The organism is Sphingomonas sp. GC_Shp_6 (genome assembly GCF_026540835.1).
Classification (GTDB): Bacteria; Pseudomonadota; Alphaproteobacteria; order Sphingomonadales; family Sphingomonadaceae; genus Sphingomonas.
The window spans coordinates 181781-193948 of the sequence record NZ_JALNUO010000002.1 but is presented as its reverse complement, the minus strand read 5'-3'; the positions used below and the strand labels follow the sequence as shown (position 1 = coordinate 193948).

The window sequence follows — 12168 nt, the reverse complement described above, 5'->3', positions numbered from 1 at the left end:
GGAAGCGTGCTGCGTGACGCCGATTTCATCGCTGCTTCATCCGCGGCGATCTCTCAATAGGGCGGCGCGCGGCGGGCTTTCTGCGCGCGCGTCGCCTCGGTCCACCAGGCGAGATCGTCGGCGAAGCGAGGAAAGGCGTGCGTCACTGCGGCGCCGCCGTCTCCGGTCGGCAGGCCTTCCGCATCGAACGCCGCGGCGATCCCGCCCACCGCCAGCGTGCTCGACACCACCACCATCCCCATTTCCGACAGGATGCCGTGCCACGCCGTTCCCGCGCGCACGCCGGCGGTGCGCCCGGCCGAATAGCTGGCGATCGCCGCCGGTCGCCAGAACCATTCCTCGAGGAAATGATCGGTGAGGTTCTTGAGTCCCGGCTGGACGCTCCAATTATACTCGCCCGTCACGAAGACGAACGCGTCGGCGGCCTTGATCTTGCCCGCCAGCGTCTCGAGCGCGGGTGGGGCGCTGCCGGCGGGATATTCCTTGTACATCCGGTCGAGCATCGGCAGCCCGATCGCCTGGGCGTCGATCAGCTCGGCCCGCGCACCGCGCGCGTTCAGCGCGGCGACGATATAATGGGCGAGACGGATGCCCAGGCGATCGGATCGATAGGAGCCGTAGAAGACGAGGATGGAGTCGGTCATCGCGCCATCCTCATGCCGGGCGACGATCGGTCAAGCCCCGCGCGGCGATCATGCGGCATCGACGAGGACGATCTCGGCATCGTCGATCGCCGTCACCTGCAGCATGCGCTCGCCCAGGATGGCCGCGCCGTCGCGCGCCTCGATGCGAACGCCGTTCACCAGCACCGTGCCCCGCGCGGGCACCAGATAGGCGTGGTGCGCCGGGTCGAGCGCATAGTCCGCCGTCTCGCCCGCGCGGATCGTCGCGCCGACGATACGGGCATCGGTGCGGATCGGCAGCGCCTCGGCATCGTCCGCGAAGCCGCTGGCGAGCGTCACGAATTGGCCGGCGCGCTCGCCCTTGGGGAAGGGCTTGGCGCCCCAGGCCGGCGTCGCGCCGCGCGTTTTCGGCTCGATCCAGATCTGGAAAATCCGCGTTGTGTCGCCCTCGCGGTTATATTCGGAATGGCGCACACCCGATCCGGCGCTCATCACCTGCACGTCGCCCGCCTCGGTGCGGCCAGTGTTGCCCAGGCTGTCCTGATGCGTGATCGCGCCTTCGCGGACATAGGTGACGATCTCCATGTCGGCATGGGCGTGCGGCGGAAAGCCGGTGCCGGCGGCGATCGCATCGTCGTTCCACACGCGGATCGGACCCCAGCCCATGCGCGCGGGCTCGTAATAATTGGCGAAGGAGAAATGGTGGTGCGCGTCGAGCCAGCCGTGGTTGGCCGCACCCAGCGTCGTAAAGGGCCTGCGTTCGATCATGATCGGTCTCCAAATGGAGCGATGGCGCCCCGTTGCCGTCTAGATGCGGCGTGGTGCGCATCATCGAAATAGAAACATCGGCATCGCATCGTTGCAGAAATGATCGATCCGCCACGCATCCGGGATGGGGGGCGTGCGTTTGTGCAGGCATATCGACAGGAGATTTGCGATGCTGGCTTCGTTTCTGATGGGTCTGGTCGGCGGCCAGCGGGCGATGACGCCGCTCGCCGTCGTCGCGATCGCCGCCGCCCGCGACGAACTCCCCGACGACAATGGCGCACCGGCGCTGCTCGGCCATCCGCTCGTCGCGGCGGGCGCGCTGGTGCTGGCGATCGGCGAGATGGCCGGCGACAAGCAGAAGACCGCGCCGGACCGGATCGTGCCGGTGGGCCTCGCCGCGCGCTTCGCCACCTCCGCCATCGCTGGGGCGGCGCTCGCCCCGCACCGCCGGCGCTGGCTGGGCGCGGCGGTCGGCGGCCTGACGGCGGTCGCGGCCTCCTATCCCGGCTGGCGGGCGCGCAAGGCGGCGATGGCGCGCTATGGCCAGACGCCGACCGGGTTCGTGGAAGATGTCGCGGTGATCGCAGGCGCCGCGGCGATCGCGCGCACAGCCGTGGCTTGACCGAACAACCGTGTCACCCGCCCTCGAGTGACGGAGTGACCGGCGCCATCGCGCGGCGGGCGGGCGGGGCTGAGCGTTGCGCGCAAGCCTCGCGCAGGCAGGCGCGGCACCCGAGCCCGATCGGAGTGGCATAGCCCGCCAGATCCATCCCGCGCGACGCCGCCAGCCCTGCGGCCTGCGCGGCCGACACGCCGAGGCCGATCGCGAATTCGGCGGGCACCGCATTGGGCCCGCCATGCGCCGGATCGCCGACCGCGGGGACCGCCTGCGCCTGGACGAACCAGCGTGCGCCGTCTTCCAGTTCGACCAGCTGGATCGTGAGCGATCCCGGCCGGTCGAACGCATGGTGGATCCGCCATAGCGGGCATCGCCCCTCGGCCGCGACGAGCACCGATCCGCTCGCACCTGCCTGACGCACCGACGCCTGCCCGGCCCGGTCGATCCGGATCATGAAGAAGGGCAAGCCGCGCGCGCCCACGCGTTGCAGGCTGGTCAGCCGCTGCGCCACCTGTTCGAAGCTCGCGCCGAACCGGTGCTGCAAGGTGCCTAGGTCATAGCCGCTGCCCTCGCAGGCGCGCAGGAAGCGGGCATAGGGCATCATCACCGCCGCGGCGAAGGCACCGGTCAGATGGCTGCGGAACAGCCGCTCCGCCACGCGATCGGCAAAGCCCGCGCCGCGCACCAGCGCATCGATCTCGGCGCGCGCCTCCAGCTGGCCGAGCTGCGCGGCCAGTTCGAAGATCCTGGCGGACGGCGGCAGCGTCTCGCTCAGCTGCAATTGCCGCGCGTGCAGATCGAGCCGCCGCAGCGCGTCGGGCAGCACGTCGGTCGGCAGGATGCGGATCGACAGCCCGTGGCGGACGCGCAGCCGCTCGACCATCGCGCCATAGAGATCGGCGCCGCTCAGCCGCAGCTCGTCGGCCAGCGCTTCGGCGGCGGCGTCGAGATCGGGAAAGAAGTTGCGCCAGCGTTCGACCTCGCGCCGCACCGATCTTGCGGCATCGTCGCCCGCCGCCGGCATCCCACCACCGCCACCGCGATCGAAGGCGCGCGCGAATGCCTCCGCGCCGCCCGGCGCCGCCGCCAGCCATTCCTCGATCTCGTGGCGGTCGATGTCCAGATCGGCGAACAGCGGGTCGCCGAGCCGCCGGCGGATTGCCTCACCGCCGCCGCCGGGCTCGCCCGCCGCCAGTTCGCGCGGATCGAAATCGAACGCCTCGGCCAGGCGGACGAGCAGCCCGGCGGGCACCGCACGCTGGTTGCGTTCGATCAGGTTCAGATAGCTGGGCGAAATGACGAGCATCTCCGCCATGGCCGCCTGGGTGAGCCCGTGGCGGCGGCGCAGGCGGCGCACGGCATGGCCGGCTAGCAGTTTTTCCCGCGCGATCGTCGGCTCCAATTCGTCACGTTCTTTACAATATAGCCATGGATACCCTGATTCCGACGACCTGACGACACGATAATCGAGCCGCACCGGCTTCGCGACTGCATTCTTGCGGATTATACCACAACCAGCGGACCGATGAAGGAGAGACCGGATGTCCAACGAACCGCAACGCAGTCGCGCCGTTTTCTCGACCGAGGATTTCTCGCTGCTGAAGGAAGCAGTCGGCGATTACGTCCGCAAGATCGCCGACGAGCCCCGCTCGGCCAAATTCTCGAATCTCTATCACCGCCTCGGCCGTCTCGGCTGACGACTTTCCTGGGGAGGAAAGGTGTCCGCCGGACGGGAGACCGGCCGGCGGACAATCCCTTCCCGCACCATCATTCGCGGAGCCGCCTCCGCGCGAAGGACGTTTCATGACCTATCAGGACGAAACCGGCCGGATCGGCCAACTGGTCGCAAGCCATGGCGAAAGCTGGGCCGGGATCGACCCCGAAGGCGTCGCGCGGATGCGCGTGCAGAACCGCTTCCAGACCGGGCTCGACATCGCGCGCTACACCGCAGGGATCATGCGGCGCGACATGGCGGCCTATGACGCCGATCCCGCGGCCTACACCCAGTCGCTCGGCTGCTGGCACGGCTTTATCGGCCAGCAGAAGATGATTTCCATCAAGAAGCATTTCGGCTCGACCGAGCGGCGTTATCTCTATCTCTCGGGCTGGATGGTGGCGGCACTCCGCAGCGAATTCGGGCCGCTGCCCGACCAATCGATGCACGAGAAGACGAGCGTGCCCGCGCTGATCGCGGAGCTTTACACGTTTCTGCGTCAGGCCGATGCCCGCGAACTCGGCATGATGTTCCGCGAGGTGGACGCCGCGCGCGCGGCGGGCAATGCGATCGAGGAGCAGCGGTTGCTGAAGGCGATCGACAACCACCAGACGCATGTCGTGCCGATCATCGCCGATATCGATGCGGGCTTCGGCAATGCCGAGGCGACCTATCTGCTCGCACGCAAGATGATCGAGGCAGGCGCCTGCGCGCTGCAGATCGAAAACCAGGTGTCCGACGAAAAGCAATGCGGGCATCAGGACGGCAAGGTGACGGTGCCGCACGAGGACTTCCTCGCAAAGGTGCGCGCCTGCCGCTACGCTTTCCTCGAACTGGGCGTCGAGGACGGGATCATCGTCACGCGCACCGATTCGCTGGGCGCCGGCCTCACCAAGCAGATCGCCTATTCGAAGGAGCCGGGCGATCTCGGCGACCAGTATAACGCGTTCCTCGACTGCGAGGAGGTGACCGACATCGCGGCGCTGCGCGGGGATGTGGTGATCGAACGCGACGGCAAGCTGATGCGGCCCAAGCGCCTGCCGTCCAACCTCTACCAGTTTCGCGAGGGCAGCGGCGCGGATCGCTGCGTGCTGGATTGCATCACCTCGCTACAGAACGGCGCCGACCTGTTGTGGATCGAGACCGAGAAGCCGCATATCGAGCAGATCGCCGCCATGGTCGACCGAATCCGCGACGTCGTTCCGAACGCCAAGCTGGTCTACAACAACTCGCCCTCGTTCAACTGGACGCTGAACTTCCGCCAGCAGGTGTTCGACGCCTGGCAGCAGGAGGGCAGGGACGTCGCGGCTTATGATCGCGCCCGGCTGATGAGCGTGGATTACGACGACACCGCGCTGGGGCGCGAGGCGGACGAGCGCATTCGCACCTTCCAGAAGGATGCCGCGGCGCGCGCGGGCATCTTCCATCATCTCATCACCTTGCCGACCTATCACACCGCGGCCTTGTCCACCGACAATTTGGCCAAGGAGTATTTCGGCGAGGCAGGGATGCTGGGCTATGTGAAGGGCGTCCAGCGCCGCGAAATCCGCGAGGGCATCGCCTGCGTGAAGCACCAGAACATGTCGGGCAGCGATCTCGGCGACGATCACAAGGAATATTTCGCTGGCGAGGCCGCGCTGAAGGCGGGCGGCGCGCACAACACGATGAACCAGTTCGCCGCCTGAGGCGGCGTTTGCCGACGTGACTTCGCTGCGTCAGCCCTGAACCGCTTCGTCCGTGCGCGGAGCGGTTCAGGGCCGGTCTTCGCCCCGCATCGCGCGGACTTCGGCGGCGATCGCGGCCAGGATCATCTCGAGCAGCGTATCGGTATCGCGCAGCGGCCGCAGCAGCCGGTGCTGCATCAGCCCCAGCGACTGGGTGAGGATCATGTCGCCCAGCACCGCGCGGCGTCGCGCCAGATGGTCGCCCGGCGCGAGAAGGGCGAGGGCGGCGTGCATGTCGCCCTCCACCGCGCCCTGCGTGCGCGTGAAGATCGCGGCAATGCGGGCGTTGCGAGTCGATTCGGCGATGATCTCGGCGAACAGCGGCTCGCTGGTGCTCTGGTCGGAAGGGCGCATGAACTGGCGGATCCACGCCCATACCAGCATCTCGTCACCGGCCGCGATCGCACGATACAGCGACTCGCGTTCGAGAAAGGCATAGCAATCGCCCTCGACGATCGCGGCGACGATATCTTCCTTGGCCTCGAAATCGCGATAGATCTGGCCGACCGCGACACCCGACTCCCTGGCGATCTGCGCCACGCCGGTCGCGTGAAAGCCGTTGTTCACGAACAGCTTGCGCGCCGCATCGATCACGCGCAGCCGGCGCGATCCCGCACGATCCCGCATCCCTCCGCTGCACAAGCCTTCCATTTCCATCCTCGTCCCAAGTCCAAGCCGCTTGACGCTGCTATCGTCTTCGCAGTAGCAGCATTTTGTGAGTGATCGATCACTCACATAAATTATTCGGCAGATCCACGCATGAATTTTCTTCGTCGCACCGCGACTGCGCTGACCCTGATGCTGGCCGCGTGCGGCAAGCCGGCTACGCAGCCGGCCCAGCCACCCGCACCGGCGGTCGGGTATGTGACGGTACGTGAACAGGCGGTGACGCTGACGAACGAGCTGCCCGGCCGCACCTCGGCCTACGAAACGTCGCAGGTCCGGCCGCAGGTCAATGGCATCGTCGAGGCGCGGCTGTTCACCGAAGGCGACATGGTCCGCCAGGGCCAGCCCCTCTACCGCATCGACGCCTCGCCCTATCAGGCGCAGGTGGCCAATGCCCGTGCGGCGCTGGCGCGGGCGAAGGCGGCGATCGCGTCGAGCGCGGCGCTGGCGCGGCGTTACGGCGAGCTGGTGAAGATCAACGCGATCTCGAAGCAGGATTACGAGAATTCGCAGACCAGCGCGGCACAGGCGCAGGCTGACGTCGCGGCCCAGCAGGCCGCGCTGCGCACCGCGCAGATCGATCTGGGCCGCACCACCGTGCGCGCGCCGATCGCCGGACGCATCGGGCGCTCCGTTTATACGACGGGCGCGCTCGTCACCGCCGCGCAGACCGATCCGCTCGCGACGATCCAGCGGCTGGACCCGATCTATGTCGATATCCAGCAATCGAGCGCCGACCTGCTGAAGCTGCGCCAGCAGATCCTCGCGGGCCAGGTGGCGCGCGACGGCAATGCGCGCGTGAAGCTGCTGCTGGAGGACGGCACGACGTTCGGCCCCGAGGGCACGCTGCGCTTTGCCGACGTGACGGTGGACCCGACGACGGGCACGCAGGTGATCCGCGCGCTGTTCCCCAATCCCAACGGCCTGTTGCTGCCGGGCATGTATGTCCGCGCGCAGCTGGTGGAGGGCACGCAGGCCAAGGCGATGCTGGTGCCGCAGCGCGCCGTCAGCCGCGACGAGCGCGGCAACGCGACCGTGATGGTGGTGGGGCCGGACAACAAGGTCGCGCCGCGCTCGCTCCAGACGAACCGGACGATCGGCGACAATTGGCTCGTCACCGGTGGCCTGCGGCCCGGCGACCGGGTGATCGTGGAGGGTGGCATGAACCTTCGCCCCGGCATGCCGGTGCAGCCCAGCCCCTGGAACCCGAACGCCCAGCCCGCCGCACCCGCGCAGGCGCAGCCTCAGGCACAGGGCAAGTAACGCACCATGGCCCGTTATTTCATCGATCGCCCCATCTTCGCATGGGTCATCGCGATGGTCCTGATGCTCGCGGGCATCCTGGCCATCCGATCGCTGCCGATCTCGCAATTCCCGACCATCGCGCCGCCCGCGGTGTCGATCACCGCGACCTATCCGGGCGCGGACGCGCAGACGCTCGAGAACACCACGACGCAGCTCATCGAGCAGCAGATGAAGGGGCTCGACCATCTCCGCTACTTCTCGTCGGTGTCGAGCTCGGCGGGCACCGTCACCATCACGCTGACGTTCGAACAGGGCACCGATCCCGACATCGCGCAGGTGCAGGTGCAGAACAAGCTGCAGGCCGCGACGCCGCTGCTGCCGCAGGAGGTCCAGCAACAGGGCATTCTTGTCGCCAAGGCGACGCAGAACTTCCTGCTCTTCGTCGGGCTCTATTCCGAGAACGGCAAGCATAACGGCGACGATCTCGCCGATTACATCGTCTCCAAGCTCCAGGATCCGCTCGCGCGCGTCAACGGCGTCGGCGATACGCAGGTGTTCGGCTCGCAATATGCGATGCGCATCTGGGTCGATCCGCTGAAGCTCAACAATTACGCGCTGACCATGGCGGACATCCGCAGCGCGGTCATCGCGCAGAACGCGCAGGTCGCCGCCGGCCAGATCGGCGCGCAGCCGGCCCCCAAGGAGCAGATGCTCAACGCGACCGTCTCGGTCGAATCGCGCCTGACCACGCCCGAGCAGTTCGGCGCGATCAGCCTGAAGAGCAATGCCGACGGGTCGATCGTCCGGCTGCGCGACGTGGCGCGCGTCGAAATCGGCGCGGAGAATTACGGCTTCTCGTCCAAGTGGAACGGCAAGCCTGCATCGGGCATCGGCATCAAGCTGGCGCCCGGGGCCAACGCGCTCGACACCGTCACCGCGGTAAAGGCGCGCGTGAACGCGATCGCCAAGCAGTTCCCGCCCGACGTGAAGGTGATCTTCCCCTACGACACCTCGCCCTTCGTCCGCCTGTCGATCAAGCAGGTGATCGAGACGCTGGTCGAGGCGGTGGTGCTCGTCTTCCTCGTGATGTTCCTGTTCCTCCAGAATTTCCGCGCGACGCTCATCCCGACGATCGCGGTGCCGGTGGTGCTGCTCGGCACGTTCGGCGTGCTGGCGATCGCGGACTATTCGATCAACACGCTCACGCTGTTCGGCATGGTGCTGGCGATCGGGTTGCTCGTCGACGATGCGATCGTCGTCGTGGAGAATGTCGAACGGCTGATCCAGACCGAGCATCTCAGCCCCAAGGATGCCGCGCGCAAATCGATGGACGAGATCACCGGCGCGCTGATCGGCATCGCGCTGGTGCTGTCGGCGGTGTTCCTGCCGATGGCGTTCTTCGGCGGATCGACCGGCGTCATCTATCGCCAGTTCTCGATCACGATCGTCTCGGCGATGGTGCTGTCGGTGTCGGTCGCGTTGATCCTCACGCCCGCGCTGTGCGCGACGATCCTGAAGCCGCACGATCCCGACAGGCGGGAGAGCAACGGGCCGCTCGCGCGCTTCTTCCGCTGGTTCAACGACAAGTTCGATCGCGGCCAGGCAAAATACGAGCGCGGCGTGCGCGGGACGGCGCGCAACTGGAAGCGGTCTGCGCTGATCTATGCGCTGATCGTGATCGGGATGGCGGTGCTGTTCGTGCGCCTGCCGACCGGCTTCCTGCCGGACGAGGATCAGGGCATCATGATCGCGCTGGTGCAGGGCCCGTCGGGTGCGTCGAGCGCGCGCACCGAAAAGGCGCTCGACACGATCCAGAACCATTTCCTGAATGCCGAGGGCAAGAACATCCAGGGCGTCTACACGCTCAACGGCTTCAGCTTCGCGGGCAGCGGCCAGAACAGCGGCATCGCGTTCATCCCGCTCAGAGGCTGGGAGGATCGCGCCGGCGCCGCCAACAAGGCGCAGGCGATCGCCGGCCGCGCGATGGGCGTGTTCTCGCAGTTCAAGGATGCGATGATCTTCGCGGTCGTGCCGCCGGCGGTGCAGGAACTGGGCAACGCGACCGGCTTCGACTTCCAGTTGGTCGATCAGACCGGCATCGGCCACGCCAAGCTGCTCGAGGCGCGCAACATGATGCTCGGCATGGCGATGCAGGACAAGTCGCTGGTCGGCGTGCGACCCAACGCGCTCGACGACGCGCCGCAGTTGAAGATCAACGTCGATCACGACAAGGCGCGTGCACTCGGCCTCGATCTCTCGACCGTCAACGACACGATCTCGAGCGCCTGGGGCGGCAGCTACATCAACGACTTCATCGACCGTGGCCGCGTGAAGCGCGTCTATTTCCAGGCCGACCAGCCCTATCGGATGGCGCCCGAGGATATCGGCGACTTCTATGTGCGCGGGGCGACGGGCACGATGGCGCCGTTCAGCTCCTTCGCCGATCTGAGCTGGAGCCAGGCGCCGGTGCAGCTCACCCGCTATAACGGGCAGCCGGCGATGGAAATCCTCGGCCAGCCCGCGCCCGGCGTGTCGTCGGGCACCGCGATGGCGGCGATCGAGGCGATCCACGCCAAGCTGCCGCCGGGCACCGCGCTCGAATGGACCGGTCTCAGCTATGAGGAGCGGCTCTCGGGCGGCCAGGCGCCGGCGCTCTACGGGCTGTCGCTGCTCATCGTGTTCCTCTGCCTGGCGGCGCTTTACGAAAGCTGGTCGGTGCCGATCTCGGTGATGCTGGTGGTGCCGCTGGGGATCGTGGGGGCGCTGCTCGCTGCGACGCTGACGGGCCTTGGCAACGACATCTATCTGCAGGTGGGCCTCATCACCACGATCGGCGTTTCGGCCAAGAACGCGATCCTGATCGTGGAATTCGCCGAGGAGCAGATGCGCGACGGCAAGAACGCGTTCGACGCCGCGATCGCCGCGGCCAAGCTGCGCCTTCGCCCGATCCTGATGACGTCGCTGGCGTTCATCTTCGGCGTCTTCCCGCTCGCCATCTCCACCGGCGCGGGTGCCGGCGGACAGAATGCGATCGGCCGCGCGGTGGTCGGCGGCATGCTGTCCGCCACCATCCTGGCGATCTTCTTCGTGCCGATGTTCTTCGTCGTCGTGCTGCGCCTGTTCGGCCGGCATGGCGGCAAGGACGAAGCGCACGAGGAGCGCCGCGCCGACCCGAACGATACCGATGGCGCGACCCCCGCGCCGCAGGGAGCCTGATGGCCGTGACGATCCGTTTCCCCCTCGTGGCGGCGCTCGCCGCCAGCACCGCGCTCGCTGGTTGCAACCTCGCGCCCACCTATGTCCGCCCGGCGGGTGGCGTGCCCGCGGCGCTGCCGCAGGGCGGCGTCTATCCCGCCGCGGCGACCGACGCGCGCGACATCACGCGCGTCGGCTGGCGCGATTTCTTCATCGACGAGCGCCTGCGCCAGGTGATCCAGCGCGGCCTCGACAACAACCGCGATCTCCAGGTCGCGGCGGCCAATGTGCTGCAGGCGCGTGCGCAATATCGCGTGCAGCGCGCCGAGTTGCTGCCATCGGTGGCGGCGTCGGGATCGGCGACGTACACGAACAATCTGTTCGGCGCCTCGGGAGCCACCGGCGGTGCCACGGGGGCCACGGGCACCACGACGACGGGGAGCACGACGACCGGCGGCACCACCACGGGAACCGCCGCCACGGGCACCGGCACGGTCGGCAGCGCGGTCGGCACGGGATCGACCGACCTTCATTATTACAGCGCGAACGTCGGCGTGTCGGCGTTCGAACTCGATCTGTTCGGCCGCGTCCGCAATCTGAGCAAGGCGGCGCTCGAGCAATATTTCGCGACCGAGGAGGCGCAGCGCAGCACCCGCATCACGCTGATCGCCGAGATCGCGTCCGCATGGCTGACGATCGCGTCGGACGAGGATCAGCTCGCGCTGTCGCAGCAGACGCTGGGCACGTTCAAGGAAACGCTGGATCTCACGACCGCGCAGTTCCGCATCGGGGTGGCCTCCGAATTGGAGTCGCGTCAGGCGGAGACGAATTATCAGGCCGCGCGCAACGACATCGCGGTGCTGCGCACGCAGATCGCGCGCGATCGCAACGCGCTCGACCTGCTCGTCGGCACGCCAGTGGAAACCGCGCTGCTGCCCCCTGCGCTCGGCGACATGCGGCCGGGCATCCAGGTGCTGCCGACCGACCTGTCCTCGACCGTGCTGCTGCGCCGCCCCGACGTGCTTCAGGCGGAGCATCAATTGATCGCGCAGAACGCGAATATCGGCGCGGCGCGTGCGGCGTTCTTCCCCACGATCTCGCTGACGGCGACGCTGGGCACGATCAGCACCGCGCTCGGCGGCCTGTTCGCCAGCGGAACGCGCACTTACACCGCCAGCCCTTCGATCGCGCTGCCGCTGTTCGACGGCGGCCGCAACAAGGGCAATCTCGATTATGCCCGCGCCTCGCGCGATGCGGCGGTCGCGACCTATCAGAAGACGGTGCAGACCGCGTTCCGCGAGGTGGCCGATGCGCTGGCGGAGCGCGGCACGATCGACGAGCAGATCGCCGCCCAGTCCGCGCGTGCCAATGCCGCACAGGTGGCGGCGCGGCTGTCGGAGGCGCGCTACCGATCGGGAGTGGATTCCTTCCTCACCTCGCTCGATGCGCAGCGCACCGCCTATGCCGCGCAGCAGCAATTGGTGACGACCCGGCTCAACCGCGGAAGTAACCTCGTCGAGCTGTACCGGGCGCTGGGCGGCGGCCTGAGCTGAGGGCCGGCCGCCCGCTTGCCAGCGGCGAAAATGCGCGTACCTTGTCCGAAAACGATAAGGA

Annotated in this window: 10 protein-coding genes; 6 read left to right on the top strand and 4 right to left on the bottom strand. The window is 67.7% G+C overall.

What is annotated here, in order from left to right; genetic code table 11:
* Positions 1-53: 53 nt before the first annotated feature.
* Positions 54-644 carry an NADPH-dependent FMN reductase gene (locus tag OXQ95_RS03620; protein WP_242096076.1) on the bottom strand — a complete coding sequence of 197 codons (591 nt, stop codon included), beginning with the start codon at positions 642-644 and terminating at the stop codon, positions 54-56.
* A 48-nt stretch (positions 645-692) separates the two neighbouring features.
* Positions 693-1391, bottom strand: a complete 699-nt coding sequence (locus OXQ95_RS03615; protein WP_242096077.1) for a pirin family protein — start codon at positions 1389-1391, stop codon at positions 693-695.
* A gap of 169 nt (positions 1392-1560) precedes the next feature.
* Between OXQ95_RS03615 and OXQ95_RS03610 the strand changes: the two genes are divergently transcribed.
* Positions 1561-2013, top strand: coding sequence for a DUF4126 domain-containing protein (locus tag OXQ95_RS03610; protein WP_242096078.1), 453 nt, complete (start codon positions 1561-1563; stop codon positions 2011-2013).
* 13 nt (positions 2014-2026) lie between these two features.
* Here the strand turns inward: OXQ95_RS03610 and OXQ95_RS03605 are convergent, their stop codons facing one another.
* Entirely contained in the window at positions 2027-3400 is a 1374-nt protein-coding gene (locus tag OXQ95_RS03605) for a helix-turn-helix transcriptional regulator (RefSeq protein WP_267380076.1), read from the bottom strand.
* Positions 3401-3551: 151 nt separating this feature from the next.
* Here OXQ95_RS03605 and OXQ95_RS03600 point away from each other — a divergent pair, with 151 nt between their 5' ends.
* Complete coding sequence (locus tag OXQ95_RS03600) at positions 3552-3707, top strand: hypothetical protein (protein WP_242096079.1); 156 nt, start codon at positions 3552-3554, stop codon at positions 3705-3707.
* 106 nt (positions 3708-3813) lie between these two features.
* Positions 3814-5409 (top strand): isocitrate lyase, encoded by a 1596-nt coding sequence (locus tag OXQ95_RS03595; RefSeq protein ID WP_267379722.1) that lies wholly within the window; start codon positions 3814-3816, stop codon positions 5407-5409.
* A gap of 66 nt (positions 5410-5475) precedes the next feature.
* Here the strand turns inward: OXQ95_RS03595 and OXQ95_RS03590 are convergent, their stop codons facing one another.
* Positions 5476-6075, bottom strand: a complete 600-nt coding sequence (locus tag OXQ95_RS03590) for a TetR/AcrR family transcriptional regulator (RefSeq protein ID WP_267379720.1) — start codon at positions 6073-6075, stop codon at positions 5476-5478.
* A 132-nt stretch (positions 6076-6207) separates the two neighbouring features.
* Between OXQ95_RS03590 and OXQ95_RS03585 the strand changes: the two genes are divergently transcribed.
* The 3 genes from OXQ95_RS03585 to OXQ95_RS03575 are packed head-to-tail and all read left to right on the top strand — an operon-like array spanning position 6208 to position 12107.
* Complete coding sequence (locus OXQ95_RS03585; protein WP_267379717.1) at positions 6208-7377, top strand: efflux RND transporter periplasmic adaptor subunit; 1170 nt, start codon at positions 6208-6210, stop codon at positions 7375-7377.
* 6 nt (positions 7378-7383) lie between these two features.
* Positions 7384-10575, top strand: a complete 3192-nt coding sequence (locus tag OXQ95_RS03580) for an efflux RND transporter permease subunit (RefSeq protein ID WP_267379714.1) — start codon at positions 7384-7386, stop codon at positions 10573-10575.
* Positions 10575-12107 (top strand): efflux transporter outer membrane subunit, encoded by a 1533-nt coding sequence (locus tag OXQ95_RS03575; protein ID WP_267379712.1) that lies wholly within the window; start codon positions 10575-10577, stop codon positions 12105-12107. Before OXQ95_RS03580 ends, OXQ95_RS03575 begins: the two co-directional genes overlap by 1 nt.
* The last annotated feature ends 61 nt before the right edge of the window (positions 12108-12168 follow it).